This window comes from Reyranella sp. (assembly GCF_965228225.1).
In the GTDB taxonomy this organism is placed as follows: Bacteria; Pseudomonadota; Alphaproteobacteria; order Reyranellales; family Reyranellaceae; genus Reyranella.
Map to the genome: position 1 here is coordinate 55,923 of NZ_OZ245801.1, position 14,867 is coordinate 70,789.

Genomic DNA, 14,867 nt, shown 5'->3' on the forward strand with positions numbered 1-14,867 from the left:
CGACGCATTCGGGAAAGCCGTGATCGACGTCGCGACATCCTGATACTCAAGTATCGGCGGCACCATGGTCCAATGGATCGGTGAGGCGGATCGGCTTTTCTTCCTCTTGCCTGCTGGCCCGTTCAGGCTGGCGCAAATCAGGAGGCCGAACCCCATGGTAACCCCGTTGAACGTCGCCGTACTCGTCGGCAGTCTTCGCAAAGACGCCTACAGCCGCAAGATTGCCCATGTCCTGATGGGCCTCGCGCCGGCGTCCCTGGACTGCCGCATCGTCGAGTTGGCTGACTTGCCTCTGTACACCGAGGACTTGGATTCTGCGCCGCCGGCCTCGTGGACTCGTTTTCGTTCCGAGATTCAGGCCGCTGACGCGGTCCTGATCGTAACGCCAGAGTACAATCGGTCGATCCCTGGCGGCTTGAAGAACGCGATCGATGTCGGTTCCCGTCCACCCTATCACAGCGTCTGGGACGGCCTGCCCACCGCCGTGGTCAGCGTCTCCCCATACAAATTGGGTGGATTCGGCGCGAACCATCACATCCGTCAAAGCTTGGTGTTCTTGAACATGCCGGTCATGCAGCAGCCGGAAGCGTACTTGCCGGAGGTCGCGGGCATGCTCGATGAACGTGGCGCCCTCGTCTCGGCAGAATCTCGCGAGTTTCTGACCAAGGTGATCTCGAGTTTTGCGGCCTGGGCGCAGACCCTGGCTGCCACAAGCTCGAGCAGACCGGCGGCCTAACCGCTAGGACCTCCCACCAAGCATACGTATGATGAAAGTTCGCAGCCGCCGCCGTTTGCTTTTGGGCGGCGAAGGGAGTGTCCCAGAGGTCACTGACCTGTCTTGACGTTCAGCGTAGTTACGCACGTCAACCAGCGGGTCACCGACCTCCCGGTCGGGGTAGTGTGGACAAGGCTTGTCGCGCCGCCGAGCCAGGCGATCCGGCGGGACTATAGTCCCAATGTTGGCGTCGACGCGGTTCGCGCTGGCAAGGGGCGGCCTTGTCCCCTGGGCAGAGAGGCGCTGTCTGAAGCTTATCCGTGCGAGACTTTCGGAAGACATCAGCCTGGACGAACTGGCGGCCGAGGGGCAGCTCGCAACTTTTCATCTCGCAAGCATGTTCAAGCAGAGCGTCGGCGTGCCACCGCGATTGTACCAGACACAACGGAGAGTCGAGAAAGCTGTGAGCTTCTCGAACAGACGGACGTTCCGGTAGTGGAAATCGCCCATGGGGTTGGGATTTCCTCGAAGCAGGTGCTCGCCCGGGTCTTCCTCAAGCACATGCGCCTGAGCCCGTCCGACTATCGTCGCGAACGGCGCGCTCCGCGGCGTCCTCGGTCGCATGCGGGTAACCGAAATAGGCCAGCACGCCATCGCCCATGAACTTGGCGACGAAGCCGCCGGTCTCGCGGATCGCGCCGGCGACGGCTTGGTGGTAGCCTTAGATCGCGTCACGCAGGTCTTCCGGATCGAGTGCGCGCGAAAGAGCCGTCGGATCGACGAGGTCGATGAAAACGACCGTAAGCTGACGCCGTTCCGCGACTGGTGCATGCTCCGGCCTTGGCTCCGCTTCAGCCGCCGTCCGGGCGGAACGTGCGAACTCGGCAATCCCCTTCAGCAATCGCTTGCGATCGCCCAGCGACAGCCCGAGTTCCTTGAACTCCTCCTCGCTGAGTGACGGCAGCACGTCGAAGTCGATGTCGTTGGCGCGGAACAGGTCCACGTGCTTGGCCAGGCCAAGACCCCGCAGCCAGTCAGCGATATCGGACATGTCCCGCTCACTTCCACGGCTGAATAGGTGCCGCCGCCTGTCTTGTCTTCATTGCGTACTACAGTACAACGCAAGCAGACTGTCCAATGCAGCCGAGGCCCCAGTCCTCATTCAGGCCGCAAGTATATCGATCCGCACCTTGCCGCCGAACTTTGCCGATGATGGTATCTGTGTCTGTGGCCGCCGCGCGACGGGGCCCCCTGAGACTTCGAATCCGGTTATGTCGAGGGCAGCATGCGCCCGGTACGATCAATCCGCCCCGCTTCCCTCTTCGACAACCACTGGCAGTCCGCCCTCCGCCCGCTCGTCTGAGTTACTTTGACCGGACAGACAGGCGTTGTCTGATGCGCTGCACTTCCCGGCGACGCCTATTCGCTCGCGTAGGCTAGAGCGCCGCCGCCATACGCAAGAGTAGGGTCGCTTCCTTCAACGAAGCTCCCCGCGTCTCCGATGCGTGCCTCGCTTCATTGGATGCGAAGCCCCAGAGCGTGCCGAGCGATTTGTCGCAGCCGGCGGGCATTCTTCTTCTGTCGTCGCGCTTCCTACTCAGACGCTAGTCCAGGCGCTTCGACCCAGACTCTGCAACTCCACCGCACGGGCGGGCGGAGTCGCCAGGTAACCGGCCCGTCGCCACTGTGCGCACGCTTGTGTGCGACCCCTTCCGCTTCTCGGCCGCCTCAAGGCCGCCGGAATCGGTCGGCGCACCGCGGCCTGCTGAATGGCTGCTAGGCGTTGGGTACATTGATGGGTACACAAAATAGTGCGCTTTCAAAAAGGCGCATGATTTCAGATAGATAGAAAGAATTTCGATTCCGTCTCGGGGCACCATTTCCTTCATTGATCCATATTGATCAGGCGGTTGGACACCCGTTTCTGTCGCGTCGGCGAAAGCCTCAATCCGCGCCGGTTTTCTCCAGCCAGTCATGCTCCAGCAATCTCAGCCGGCTGGTGACGGAAAGCAGGAAGGCTGTCGACCAGCCGAACAGGATCAGCCCGTTGCCCGCCTCGATGGCGCCAAACAGCCGCCAGTTGCCCTCGAGCACGACGTCCCCGTAGCCCAGGGTCGTGAAGGTCACGGTCGAAAAATAGAGGGCCGTTTCGAAGTCTCCCACGGCACCGATCGCCCAGAAAGCGGCGCCATACAGCCAGATCTCGACCGAATGGATGGCGACCAGCCCCAGGACCACGAACAGGATGACGCCGAGCGGGACGAGGCGGTTTTCATGGGCCCGGATGCGATGCGCCCTGTCGCGCAGCACCCACAAGAGGCCGAGCAGGCCGCCGAGATGGACGGCGACGGTAAGGCTGACCATGAAGGTCGCGAGCGCGAGGTTGGCAAACATGCGTTGTCCGACATTCCCCAGATGAACTCTTGGAAGAGTTATGGTCGAAAGTTGGTGACGGCTTAGATCAGGAGGGCGGCATATCGTGAGGTCGTTGAAACCTCTCCTTCTCCATCGAGGGAGTGATATGGCGTGTCAAATTCTAACGTCGTCAAACGTTGGGCGTGGGTCTTGCCGCCGCCCCCGGTTTGGGAGCCATGAGCGGCACGCTCACGGCGCTTAATCGAGACAAACGAAACAATCGAAATAGTTGGAGAGGAAAGGGCTGCTCGACTCAGGGCGCGGAGGCGCGTACGTCCGCCGCCCTGACACCGGTCAACGAACCGACGCGGATCCTTCATGGGCCGGCAACACGCCCGGCATATGGGTTTTCGCGTGGTGTCCCGGAGTCGTAGCATCCTCGACCAGCGCTGGCCGTCTGTTGCTTGCTGGACGATCGTCGCCGCCGTGCTGACCGGGGCTGCGATCGGCCGTGAGCCGGCCGTCGCGATCTACCTCGTCAGCTTCGTCTACTACGGCCTCTACTGGTACGCCTTCGCCTGGGGCGTCGACTCATTCGGCGTCTTCAAGCGCGACGCGATGCTGCTCAAGGCCGTGTCGGTCGCCGCGCTCGCCTGCGTCTACCTGCAGGCGCCGCCCGACGTGCTCTCGCTCGGCACGATCGCGCTCGGGATTCTCCTCAACGCCCGCGCTGCCGCGGTGCTGGGGATCGACCGAACCTATTACGGCCACGAGCTGGGCGGACTGCCTGCGCGGCACATCACGGAGTTTCCCTATTCGCTGATGTCCCACCCGATGATCGTGGGCAACGTGATGGCGTTCGGCGGCACCTTGCTCAACCCGGCCTTCCGCGCCGACTGGTGGCCGCTCGCCACGCTGCATGTCGTGCTGAACCTCGGCCTGCTCGCGATGGAACGGGCGGGACCGCGCCGCCGGCCGGCCATCCGGCTGGCGGGACTCCTCGTCCTCGCGGTCACGGCGGCGACCGCAACGGTTGCCGCGGGCCACGACCCCGATTCGAGCCGCCTCAGCCAGGGAACCTCGTGACCGACATTCTCGACTCCACCGCTGCCGGCACGACCCGGGGCGCGGTCTCGTCCCTGTTTCCCGCCACGATCGGCCGCTTCGAGACGCCCCAGGACCGCGCGCTGATCGACGGCCTGTCGCGCTGGGTCGAGGATCATTTCCGCGAGCAACTCGGCCAGCGGCCCTCCTGCCACGTCTATGTCGAGACGCTGCCCGCCGAGATCGTCGCTTTGATCGATCGTCTGCGCGACAGCCCGGTCATCCGCGAGCTGATCGTGCGGCAGGTTCCGGCCGGCAGCGGCTTCGAGCCGATGAAGCCCACCGACGAGCTCTACATCTCGCACTACAACAAGGACCGCGGCGGCGATCAGGGCCTGTTCGACAGGCACTATGACGGCAACCTGCGCTTCCTGTCGTCGAGCATGGTCGTGCGCGCGCTGATCTATCTCCAGTCCGACGCGAGCTACAAGGTGGTGTTCGGCGACAGCCGGGTCGAGAAGGCCTTCACCACCTACGAGTTCGGCCTGCTCGACTTCCATCGCGAGCTGCATTGGGTCGAGGGCCGTTACACGCCGGGCGGGCCGCAGCGCATCCTGCTCAAGTGCAACTACCTCGTGACCCGCCCGGGCGCCGGCGCCCGCGGCCGGTTCGCGCTCGCGGCCAACACGGCGGTCTTCTACGTCGTCAAGGCGGCGATGGAATATTCGAAGAGCCCGCGCACGCCGGCGCAGAAGGTCGTGGGCCATCTCTGCAACCTGTTCCGCCGCCTCAACATCGTTCACCCGCTGGTGCCGCTCGCGGCGATCGCCGCGAGCGCGCTCGGCGTGGCCGCCCTCGGATACCTCGTCGTCAACCTGTAACGCCCCCCAGAACCCGCCGAGCAGAGGAAAACGCCATGACCGGACTGTTGCACGAGTTGAAGGTCCAGCGATGGGACGACCATCGCTATTACCATCACAGCAAGGTCAACCAGTCGCTGCACCTGCTGAGCGCGACCAGTTTCCTGTTCGCCTATGTCGTGGCCTTCACCGATCCCGCCATGGCGGCCCTGATCGGCTGGCTGGTCGCGATGACGACCCGGCAGATCGGCCACCTGTTCTTCGAGCCGCGCGGCTACGACGCCGTCAACCAGGCGACCGACGAATACAAGGAGGAGATCAAGGTCGGCTACAACATCCAGCGCAAGCTGGTCCTGCTCGCGATCTGGGCGGCGTCGCCGCTCCTGCTGGTGGCTGATCCGACCCTGCTCGGCGTCTTCACGCCGCACACCGACTGGACCGGCTTCGTGACGCATGTGGGCGAGCTGTGGCTGGTCGTCGGGCTGGCCGGGATCGCCTTCCGCGCCCTCCAGCTGTTCGTGACCAAGGACCTGACCACTGGTCTGGTCTGGGTGACCAAGATCGCGACCGATCCGTTCCACGACATCAAGCTGTATCACCGCGCGCCGTGGGAACTCCTGACCGGCCGGCATAGCCGCCATACGCCGGAAACCGTCGCGGCTCCCATTCTGCCCGACCAGATCCTGCCCGAGGTCATTCCCGAGCTGCCCTCGACCATCGTCGAGGACGCCGTGGCGCCAGCCTCAAAGGGCGGCGTCTAGGGGCTGCGGCCCAACCAGCTGCTCCTTGCGTCCCCGTCCCGGGAAGCCCAGCATGTGCGCAGCCATCTCGCGCAGGATGCGCCGCTTGATTGCCCGGTCGGTGGCGAGCGCGCCCGGCTCCCACCAGCCGTCGCGCTGCATCGCTTCGGCCGCCGCGACGAAGCGGTCGGCCACCGCCTGGAACTGCTCCTCGGTGAAGTTCAGGCTGAAGATCAGGCGCCCCGTGCCTACCCAGCTCAGGGCAAGCCCATGCGCCTTGAGGTAGTACTGGAACATCCAGTGGTAGCGCGAGGCCGCCGGGTAACAGACCGTCCAGATCGAGGAGAGGTTCCCGATGCGCACCGGCAGTTCTCGGTCGGCCAGCCGGCGGTTGAGATCGGACGCGCGCCGGTCCCAGGTCTCGTCGAGGTCGCGATAGACCTGCTTCATCGCGGGCGAGTCGAGATGGAGCAGGAACTCATTCATCGCGCCCATCACGTAGGGATGGGCGTTGAAGGTGCCGCGCGCGAAGCAGATGTCCGCCGGCCGGTCGTCCCGGAACCGCTTCATCAGCCGGTGGTCGCCGCAGACGACGCCGATCGGAAGCCCGCCGCCCACTGTCTTGCCGTAGGTCACGAGGTCGGCCTCGATGCCGAAATACTCCTGGGCGCCGCCGGCCGCGAGCCGGAAGCCGATGAACACCTCGTCGAGGATGAGAACGATGCCGCGCTCGGTGCAGACCTGGCGCAGGGCCTTCAGCCAGGCAGTGTAGGTTTCGCGGCTGACGCCGCGGTCGGGGCGGCTGGCGATCAAGGTGGAATCGGCCGGCGCCCCCTGGTTGGGGTGCATGGCCTGGATCGGATTGACCAGCACGCAGGCGATGTCGGTGCGGCGGCGCAGCACGGCGAGCGTCTTCTCCGAGAGATCCGCCAAGGTGTAGGTGTCATGCGCGGCCACCGGATTGCCGACGCCGGGCTGCACGTCGCCCCACCAGCCGTTGTAGGCGCCGCAGAAGCGCACGAGGTGGGAGCGGCCGGTGTGGTAGCGCGCCAGCCGCACCGCCTGCATCACCGCTTCCGTCCCCGACATGTGGAACGACACTTCCGGCTTGCCGGAGATATGCGCGAGCCGCCGCGCATTGTCGGCCACGAGATCGGGATAGGCGCCGAGAACGGGGCCCAAGTCGGCGACGCGTCGCGCGCCGCGTTCCATGCAGCCTTTGTAGAAGTCGTAGCCCAGCAGGTTGACACCGTAGGAGCCGCTGAGGTCGTAGCGCGCGGTGCCGTCGAGGTCGGTGACCTGGACGCCCGCGGAGGAGGCCACGAAGGCGCCGGCCGGCAGCGCCGCCCGGACACGCGGGCTGAACTGGAAGGGGACCCGGTAGCATTCGGTGAACTGCAGGTCGGAGATGTGGCGCGTCGCCTCCGCTGTCAGTCGCAGCGTGCGCCCGTCTCCCGCGCGCAAGGTCTCCGCCAGCGCGTCGAAGCCCGCGCGGCGGCGGGCGGCGACGGCCTCGCTGGCGTCGTCGGCGCGGAAGAACAGGTCGTCCCCGTAGACGTAACGCGGGACCAGGCCGGCGATGCGCCGAGACAAGCGTGCATGGCCGGCGAGCGACCGGTGCTTGGCCCGCGAGAGCTGCAGGCGGTCGCGCACCCTGGGTGCCAACAGGAACAGCGCCAGTCCCGCGGCCACCAGCGCCGCGACGGTCTCACCATCCATCAGGTTCATCATCCAGCTTCCCCGGGGTTTTCGACGTGGCCAAAAGCGTTCATGCGCAACTGCTGAAGGTCCTCCAGCAGGAGGACATCAATTTCCTGCTGACCAACCGCATCCCGCGAAGGCTCGTGACGCGCTGGATGGGCTGGTTCAGCCGCATCGAGAGCCCGGGCCTGACCCGCGCCGCGATCGCGGTCTGGCGCCTGTTCGCCGATCTGGATCTCGCCGAGTCGAAGAAGACGTCCTTCGGAAGCCTGCGCGACTGCTTCACGCGCGAGCTGCGCGCCGGTAGCCGGCCGCTCGACGGCGATCCCGCGATGCTGGTCAGTCCCTGCGACGGGATCGTGGGCGCATGCGGCACCGTTCGGGGGACCGAACTGTTCCAGGCCAAGGGCTTCCCCTACCGGCTCGAGGATCTGCTGATCGATCCGGAGCTGGTCGAGACCTACCGCGACGGCACCTATGTCACGCTGCGCCTTACCTCGAGCATGTACCACCGCTTCCATGCGCCGCACGACGCCACGGTCGAGCGCGTGACCTACGTCTCGGGCGACACCTGGAACGTGAACCCGATCGCGCTCAGGCGGGTCGAGCGCCTGTTCTGTCGCAACGAGCGCGCCGTGCTGCGGCTTCGCCTCGCCTCGGGCGGCCACCCGGTGACGCTGGTGCCGGTCGCGGCGATCCTGGTCGCCAGCATCCGCCTGCACTTCCTCGATGTCGTGATGAACATGAACTATCGCGGCGCGGCCGACATCGCCTGTGGCACGCGCGTGCGACGGGGCGACGAGCTGGGCTGGTTCGAACACGGATCCACGATCATCGTCTTCGCCCCTCGCGGCTTTCGCCTGTGCGACGGCATCGCCGACGGCACGAAGATCCGGATGGGCCAACGCCTGATGGTTCTGCCCTGATGCGACCGGGGAGCGAGAGGCGGACACTCCCTTTCCAGTGCAACAGTCTCGTTGCCGTCTCGTGAGGCCGGCATGTCATTTCGATGACCGGCCATCCGGCCGGCCGCGCCCATTCCATGCTATGGACGGGGATGGCCGACAAACAGGAAGCTGCCACCTTCGTAGCCGTTGCCCAGCAGATCCAGGACGCGCTGAACCATGTCGAGGCCGTCGCTGAGAAGCCGGAAGCGCGGCAGTCCGATCTTCTGGCGCAGGCGGTCGCCCATCTTCGGGCGGGAGACTATTCGCTGGCCCAGGATGCCGCATTCCGGGCCTGCCGCCGATCCCTGTCGCGGACCGGAACGGCCATGGTCGCCCTCGGCGGCGGCTCGACGGTAACACTGGCCGATGTCCGGGCCGACCTCTACCGTCTGATGGCCGAGGCGCCGCCCTGGATGCTGAACTCGCTGCTCTAGGGGCGGCCGCGACAGGGAGCAGGAGACTGTCGATGATTGGGACACAGAAAATCGCGGCCTTCTGCACGCAATGCCGGTCGCGCTGCGGCTGTGTTGCCGTCGTCGAAGACGGGCGCTTGCGAGGGATCGAACCGTTGCCGGACCATCCCACCGGCCAGGCGCTCTGCCCCAAGGGACGGGCGGCGCCAGAGCTCGTCTATCATCCCGATCGGGTGACGCGTCCGCTTCGCCGCACGCAGCCCAAGGGAGCCGCCGACCCCGGCTGGACGCCGATCGGATGGGACGAGGCGCTGGCCGAGATCGCCGCGCGCCTCTGCGATATCAGGACGGCGCACGGCGCCGAACAGGTTGCCTTCTCCGTGACCACGCCCAGTGGGTCGCACATCTCGGATTCGATCTCGTGGATCGAGCGCTTCATCCGCGCCTACGGCAGCCCGAACACCATCTACGGAACTGAAATCTGCAATTGGCACAAGGACTACGCCTCGCGGTTCACCTACGGTCACGACATCGGGACGCCGGACTTCGCCAACACGGGCTGCATCGTGCTGTGGGGCAACAATCCCGCGGCCACTTGGCTGGCGCGCCAGGTGGAGATTCAGAAGGGCCTGAAGCGCGGTGCCCGCCTGGTGGTGATCGACCCGCGGCCGACGGCGCTGGCGAAGCGCGCGACCCAGTGGTTGCGGGTGCGTCCCGGCACGGACCAGGCGGTTGCCCTCGGGCTCGCGAACCTGCTGCTCTCAAGCGGACGCTTCGATCGCGATTTTGCCGCGACCTGGACGAACGCCAGCCTGCTGGTGCGCGCCGATAACGGCCGCTTCCTGCGCGAGAACGACCTTCGGGCCGATGGCCGGACCGAGATTCTGTTTTCTCACGCCGGGGGTAGCCGTGGCCTGCTGCCGTTCGATCCGACACGCGGAAGCTGGGATCCTGGAAGCGCCGCGCCCGCCCTGCGCTGGCAGGGGACTGTCCAGACGCTGTCCGGGCCCGTCCCGTGTCACACCGCGCTCGAATTGTTCGCCCGCGCCGCCGCCGAATTTCCGCCGGAGCGCGTCGCCGACGTGAGCGGAATCGAGCCGGCCGACCTCGCGAAGGCCGCCGACATCATCGCCAGCGCCCCGTCGGTTGCCTACTACGCCTGGAACGGTGTCGGGCAGAGTGTCACGGCCTCACAGACCGATCGCGCGATTTCGATCCTCTACGCCCTCATCGGCAGCTATGGCCGCACGGGCGGTAACGTGCCCGGCGGTGCGGCGCCCTTCGTCGATATTTCCGGCCAGGACCTGCTGTCGGCGACACAGCGCGACAAGGCGCTCGGTCTCGCCGGGCGGCCCCTCGGTCCCGGCCTGCAAGGCTGGGTGACGGCCCGCGACGTCTACAAGGCCGTGCTCGCGAAAGCACCCTATCCGGTGCGCATGTTGATGTCGTTCGGCACCAACCTGCTGGTGTCGCAGCCGGATACGGAGACCGCCCGCAAGGCGCTGTCCGCGCTGGAATTCCACGTCCATGCGGACTTCTTCGTCAATGCGACGGCCCGCTATGCCGACATCATCCTGCCTGCGGCCACCTCGTGGGAGCGGGAAGGATTGCGCACCGGCTTCGACGGCAGTCTGGAGGGGTTGCGGCACGTCCAGCTGCGGCCGCCGGTGGTCGCCCCCGTCGGCGAGACTCGCTCTGACACCGACATCGTGATGGGGCTGGCTGCGCGGCTCGGTCTCGGAGATCGAATGTTCGATCTCGATGCCGACCGCGGCCACGATGCGGCCCTGGCGAGGACGGGCTTGACCGTCGAGCGGCTGCGCCGTTCTCCGGAAGGCATCGTGGTCGAGGGAGCGGTGCCGGTCGATGCCCAGGCGATCGCGCAAGACGGCCATCCGCGCGGCTACCCGACCCCGACCCGCAAGATTGAAATCTACTCCGAGCGGCTGCTGCTCGCCGGCTACCGGCCGATCCCCGACCTCGACCCCAGCGATCTTTTGCCAGCGGAACCGGGTTACCCGTTGCGCCTTGGCAGTGCCAAGAGCGTGGCCTACTGCCACAGCCAGCATCGCAACATCGCCTCGTTGCGCCGGCTGGTGCCCGACCCGATCCTGGAGATCGCGCCGGCCGATGCTGCCTCCCGTTCGATCGCCCAAGGCGACTGGGTGCGCATAAGGACGCCCAGCGGAGATGCGGTCGCCCGAGCTGCCCTCGTGCCGGGTCTCGCCTCGGGGGCCGTGTTCGGCCAGCATGGCTGGTGGGTCGATGGGGCCGACGGCACGCCATACGATCGCACGCATCCCCTGGCGGCCAATCTGAACGGCGCGATCGGCACCGACCGGGCGGATCCGGTCAGCGGGTCGATACCGCTGCGATGCTCATGGTGTGAAATCGAAAAGATTGGAGATGCTCGGCAGGCGGAGCAATTTCCTGATGCTTCGAACGCTTGATGCCCCACAGGCTGATCGGGTATTGCCAACCCACCATCCGCACGCGGCCATACGGTGAGCAGTAGGCCCTTTGCGATTACATAGAGTTCCAGAAGCCGCTTCCCCGAAATCAGATCCCATGCCCGCATTCGAGTACGACGGAGACGGGCTTTTGTCCGAGATCGAGCGCGTGCGCAAACTCCAGGACGGAGGCGCACGTCCAACAGCGACGTCTGGCGGAGCGAATGGCCGCGTCGGCAGGGCACGCCCGCGCGTGGAGCGTGTTGCGGCCCCTCTCACTATCCGGCCGTATCATGTCACGGCGATCCCCGGCCGCGGCCTCGGGCTCACCGCCTGCTCCATCATCTCGCCGCAGACCAAAATCGACGACTGCTTCACCTGGGAGTTGCCCCGGCGGGACATCAAGCACGTCACCGAGACGGCCCTGAACGGCAACTATTTTGACCATCCCCTCGATTCCCGGCGCGGCCTGGTCGCCATCGGTCACATCTCCCTGATCAATCACGACCCGGATCCGAACTGCGAGTGGCGGATGCTCCAGGTCCACGACCGCTGGATGATCGAGGTATGGTCCATCCGCCGCCTCGCCAGCGGCGAGGAGCTGACCTTCGACTACGGCTACGATCCGACAGAAGAGTGAATATTTGCTGGTCTCGTCGCGCGGGACCTTGTTGGCAACCCGGTACGGATCGACGTTAGATCCCACGCGGACAGGGAGTTTTCCAAACGGAAGAGGGTTATTCCGGGAAGAAGACGGCACTCCCGTCGATGCGATCACGGCATCCATCTGCGCCCGATTCCCATCGAGGCACCTGCCTTATAGGCACGCCTTCGATGCCGTCCGGGCAAAGACCGCCTCGTGGCAATAGGCACAGCTATTGCTTCGACTGGCAGCATGGTCACCACGAGGCCCCCGTCTACCGCCGAGGAGGCGAGCGCGACCGGTATGGCCGATCAGGCACCTTTGGCGAGGGAAATCGGCACGCAGCTTCGCCGTATCCTCGGCACCGCCGAATTCGCCGCCTCGACGCGCAGCGGCCGCTTCCTCGCCTATATCGTCGAGCGCACGCTGGCGGGCGACGGGCGTTTGCTGAAGCAGTACAGCATAGCGACCCAGGCGCTTGGCCGCGGACCGGGGTTCGATCCCGACCGCGATCCTCTGGTGCGGTTGGAAGCGGGCAAGTTGCGCCGCAACCTCGATGGCTATTATGCCAACCAGGGCGCGGGCGACCCGATTCGCATCTCGGTGCCGCGCGGGAGTTACGTGCCCACCTTCGAACGGGTGTCGTCAATGCGCCCGGACGCCGGCGTTGCCGTGTTGGGCATACTCGCGCCGACGCGGTTGCTGGTCGTGCAGACAAGCGGACTCGGCCCGGAAGCCGCGTCCTTTTCACTGGGACTGACTGAACAGCTCACGGTCGAGTTGGCGCGCTATCCCGACCTCTCAGTGGCGCCCGCGATCCCAATTCTGCCCGAAGGGGCATCGCCCGCGTCCCTGGCCCTGTCGACCAAGGCGCGCTTCGTCGTGACCAGCAGCGCTCGCCAGAGCGGGAGGCGACTGCGCGCCGTCCTGAAGCTGCATGATCTGCAGGCCAACGCAATCATCTGGACCGATTCGTTCGACGGCCCGCCCGACGCAACCGCCACGATCGAGGCGCAGGACGTGATCGCGCGCCGTGTCTCGGCCGAGATCGCCGACTTCCACGGCGTGATCTGCCGGCTCCTCGCCTTCGAGTCGGTCAGTAGCGAGGCGGGAGGCGGTGAAACCGATCGCGTGTGGACACCGCACGTCGCCATCCAGCGCCATCGCTATCTCACGCGCATCACCAACGAGCAGGTCTATCGGCTGGCCCGGGCGGACCTCGAGACCGGCGTCAGGCGCACGCCCTATTCGGCGATGATGTGGGCGGCACTGGCGCATACCGCCTTCACCGGCAATTGCCTGGGCTTCGACGATGACGTCGATTTCCTGCAGACCGCCGATCGCCAGACCCAGCGTGCCATGGAGCTCGACCAGGGCTGCGCCTACGCGCATGTGGCGGCGGCGACCATCGCCATGTACCGCCGCGATCTTGTTGGCGCGCTGGAGGTCTGCGAGCGGCTGGCCGCTGGCAACGCGCATGCGCCCAGTACCAAACTCAGCGCCGGATTTTTCCGCTCGCTGGCGGGCGACTGGGAAACGGGCGCGCAACTCATGGGGCAAGCACTGGCCGTGATCCGCCACCCGCCGGGATGGGCGTTCCGCGCCACCTTCCTCAACGCCTACCGCCAACGAGACTACCTGGGCGCACTGAACGAATTGCAGACCTATCCGGCCGGAGAGCAGTTCACGCCCTCGTTGCTCCGCGCCGCCGCCTTCGGTCAGCTTGGCCGTTCAGAGGAGGCGGCCCTCGCCATTGCGGAGGTGCGTCGCAAGTGGCCCGAGTTTCCGCGGTTCGCCGACCGCTATTTCCGCTATCTCTCGGGTGTCGATGCCCTGTCGGAGCATCTGCGTGGGGGATTGCGCAAGGCCGGTCTCGAGGATTGAGGACGCAGCGCGCCGTAGGATACCCCCCGATAACGGTAGCTACCCTGCACCGGACGGCGGCGGCTCCGTAGAGTGATCGAAATCCCGATTTCTCTGGAGGCCGACATGGCACTGACCCGCCGATCATTCAGCGTCCTCTCGTCCCTCTTGTCCGTGGCAGGCCTCACGGCAACTCGTGCGACGGCTCAGGATTTCAAGGGCGAGGGCGGCAAGGTGCGAGTGGCCTCTTTCCCCGGAGGCAACGACTATCCGTTCTGGGCAATCGCCAAGCTCGGGCTCGACCGCAAGTACGGGTTCGAGCTGGAGAATGTGTCGGTGCAGCCCGGTGGCGCGGCGTTGACCGCGTTCCGATCGGGCGCCGTCGAGGGCGGCCTGATGAACTGGCTGGAGCTGGCGCGCGTGCGGACCGCGGGCGAGGAGATTGCCGCGATCGTGCCCTTTCTCGAGATGCCCAATGTCTGGGTCGTGCCGAGGAACTCGCCGGCCAAGACCGTGGCCGACCTCAAGGGCCGGAAGGTCGGCACCTACAATCGCTTCAGCCCCGAGTGGGTTCTCTACCTCTCGACGGCCAAGTCGAAATTCGGCTACGACCCGCGCACCGAGAGCACGATTCAGGAAGCCGGGCCCGGCCTCCTGCGCGGCCTGATGGACCAGAAGCAGATCGACGCCACGTTCATCTTCTACAACCTCGCCATGCCGATGGTTGCCTCGGGTGAGTACCGGATTCTGTTCAACAGCAAGGATCTGCTCAAGCTCGCGGGCATGCCCACGAGCACGATGCTCACGTCGGTCGCGTTCCGTGAAGCCTATGGCCGCTCGAATCCAAAGAACGTCCGCGCCTTCGCCATGGCATATCGCGACGCCGTCGAATACCTGCGCGCCAACGACCCGATCTGGGTCGAGTGCCTGGCGCGGCAGAACATCATCGACGCAGCTGTCGTGCCGCTGATGCGCGACTACAGCCGCGACGTGACGATGGCGCGCTTCTCGGCCGACCCGATGGGCGAGACCCGGCAGCTCTTCGAGCTGCTCTATGCGACAGGCGGCAAGGAAGCGATGGGCGTCGACGCCCTGCCGACGGGCATTTTCAACACCAGCTTCTCGAGCTGACGGAC

General features: G+C 65.9%; 13 protein-coding genes. 10 read left to right on the forward strand and 3 right to left on the reverse strand.

Annotation, left to right across the window (positions count from 1 at the left end):
• Window positions 1–154 precede the first annotated feature (154 nt).
• A complete protein-coding gene (locus ACO07K_RS00230) occupies window positions 155–736 on the forward strand; it encodes an NADPH-dependent FMN reductase (protein WP_422036727.1) in 582 nt (193 codons plus the stop codon).
• A gap of 700 nt (window positions 737–1,436) precedes the next feature.
• Here ACO07K_RS00230 and ACO07K_RS00235 read toward each other — a convergent pair.
• Together ACO07K_RS00235 and ACO07K_RS00240 are read right to left on the reverse strand one after the other, a co-directional pair.
• Window positions 1,437–1,766, reverse strand: coding sequence for a hypothetical protein (locus ACO07K_RS00235; RefSeq protein ID WP_422033929.1), 330 nt, complete (start codon window positions 1,764–1,766; stop codon window positions 1,437–1,439).
• A gap of 893 nt (window positions 1,767–2,659) precedes the next feature.
• Complete coding sequence (locus tag ACO07K_RS00240) at window positions 2,660–3,109, reverse strand: potassium channel family protein (protein ID WP_422033930.1); 450 nt, start codon at window positions 3,107–3,109, stop codon at window positions 2,660–2,662.
• A 378-nt stretch (window positions 3,110–3,487) separates the two neighbouring features.
• Between ACO07K_RS00240 and ACO07K_RS00245 the strand changes: the two genes are divergently transcribed.
• The 3 genes from ACO07K_RS00245 to ACO07K_RS00255 are packed head-to-tail and all read left to right on the forward strand — an operon-like array spanning window position 3,488 to window position 5,735.
• Entirely contained in the window at window positions 3,488–4,156 is a 669-nt protein-coding gene (locus ACO07K_RS00245) for a methyltransferase (RefSeq protein ID WP_422033931.1), read from the forward strand.
• Complete coding sequence (locus ACO07K_RS00250) at window positions 4,153–4,995, forward strand: hypothetical protein (protein ID WP_422033932.1); 843 nt, start codon at window positions 4,153–4,155, stop codon at window positions 4,993–4,995. The genes ACO07K_RS00245 and ACO07K_RS00250 overlap by 4 nt, the downstream gene beginning before the upstream one ends.
• A gap of 35 nt (window positions 4,996–5,030) precedes the next feature.
• Window positions 5,031–5,735: a hypothetical protein gene (locus ACO07K_RS00255; protein ID WP_422033933.1), complete on the forward strand. Its 705-nt coding sequence runs from the start codon at window positions 5,031–5,033 to the stop codon at window positions 5,733–5,735.
• Here ACO07K_RS00255 and ACO07K_RS00260 read toward each other — a convergent pair.
• The gene (locus ACO07K_RS00260; RefSeq protein WP_422036728.1) at window positions 5,718–7,442 is read right to left on the reverse strand and encodes an aminotransferase class III-fold pyridoxal phosphate-dependent enzyme; all 1,725 of its coding nucleotides are present in this window, start codon (window positions 7,440–7,442) and stop codon (window positions 5,718–5,720) included. The two genes, ACO07K_RS00255 and ACO07K_RS00260, sit on opposite strands and share 18 nt — an antisense overlap.
• A gap of 26 nt (window positions 7,443–7,468) precedes the next feature.
• Between ACO07K_RS00260 and asd the strand changes: the two genes are divergently transcribed.
• The 6 genes from asd to ACO07K_RS00290 all read left to right on the forward strand — a co-directional run bounded on the left by asd (window position 7,469) and on the right by ACO07K_RS00290 (window position 14,862).
• On the forward strand, window positions 7,469–8,341 hold the full coding sequence (gene asd, locus ACO07K_RS00265) for an archaetidylserine decarboxylase (RefSeq protein ID WP_422033934.1): 873 nt from the start codon (window positions 7,469–7,471) through the stop codon (window positions 8,339–8,341).
• 83 nt (window positions 8,342–8,424) lie between these two features.
• Window positions 8,425–8,796, forward strand: coding sequence for a hypothetical protein (locus ACO07K_RS00270; protein WP_422033935.1), 372 nt, complete (start codon window positions 8,425–8,427; stop codon window positions 8,794–8,796).
• A 32-nt stretch (window positions 8,797–8,828) separates the two neighbouring features.
• Window positions 8,829–11,225 (forward strand): molybdopterin-containing oxidoreductase family protein, encoded by a 2,397-nt coding sequence (locus tag ACO07K_RS00275; protein WP_422033936.1) that lies wholly within the window; start codon window positions 8,829–8,831, stop codon window positions 11,223–11,225.
• Window positions 11,226–11,343: 118 nt separating this feature from the next.
• Window positions 11,344–11,865, forward strand: coding sequence for an SET domain-containing protein (locus ACO07K_RS00280; RefSeq protein ID WP_422033937.1), 522 nt, complete (start codon window positions 11,344–11,346; stop codon window positions 11,863–11,865).
• Window positions 11,866–12,120: 255 nt separating this feature from the next.
• The gene (locus tag ACO07K_RS00285) at window positions 12,121–13,752 is read left to right on the forward strand and encodes a hypothetical protein (RefSeq protein ID WP_422033938.1); all 1,632 of its coding nucleotides are present in this window, start codon (window positions 12,121–12,123) and stop codon (window positions 13,750–13,752) included.
• Between the two features lie 105 nt (window positions 13,753–13,857).
• Window positions 13,858–14,862 carry an ABC transporter substrate-binding protein gene (locus tag ACO07K_RS00290; protein WP_422033939.1) on the forward strand — a complete coding sequence of 335 codons (1,005 nt, stop codon included), beginning with the start codon at window positions 13,858–13,860 and terminating at the stop codon, window positions 14,860–14,862.
• Window positions 14,863–14,867 lie beyond the last annotated feature (5 nt).

What these genes read in the sequence shown, in the direction of transcription:
- ACO07K_RS00230 (WP_422036727.1), top strand. Translation starts at nt 155, where the DNA reads ATGGTAACCCCGTTGAACGTCGCCGTACTCGTCGGCAGTCTTCGCAAA.
- ACO07K_RS00235 (WP_422033929.1), bottom strand. Translation starts at nt 1,766, where the DNA reads ATGTCCGATATCGCTGACTGGCTGCGGGGTCTTGGCCTGGCCAAGCAC.
- ACO07K_RS00240 (WP_422033930.1), bottom strand. Translation starts at nt 3,109, where the DNA reads ATGTTTGCCAACCTCGCGCTCGCGACCTTCATGGTCAGCCTTACCGTC.
- ACO07K_RS00255 (WP_422033933.1), top strand. Translation starts at nt 5,031, where the DNA reads ATGACCGGACTGTTGCACGAGTTGAAGGTCCAGCGATGGGACGACCAT.
- ACO07K_RS00260 (WP_422036728.1), bottom strand. Translation starts at nt 7,442, where the DNA reads ATGAACCTGATGGATGGTGAGACCGTCGCGGCGCTGGTGGCCGCGGGA.
- ACO07K_RS00270 (WP_422033935.1), top strand. Translation starts at nt 8,425, where the DNA reads ATGACCGGCCATCCGGCCGGCCGCGCCCATTCCATGCTATGGACGGGG.
- ACO07K_RS00275 (WP_422033936.1), top strand. Translation starts at nt 8,829, where the DNA reads ATGATTGGGACACAGAAAATCGCGGCCTTCTGCACGCAATGCCGGTCG.
- ACO07K_RS00280 (WP_422033937.1), top strand. Translation starts at nt 11,344, where the DNA reads ATGCCCGCATTCGAGTACGACGGAGACGGGCTTTTGTCCGAGATCGAG.
- ACO07K_RS00285 (WP_422033938.1), top strand. Translation starts at nt 12,121, where the DNA reads ATGGTCACCACGAGGCCCCCGTCTACCGCCGAGGAGGCGAGCGCGACC.
- ACO07K_RS00290 (WP_422033939.1), top strand. Translation starts at nt 13,858, where the DNA reads ATGGCACTGACCCGCCGATCATTCAGCGTCCTCTCGTCCCTCTTGTCC.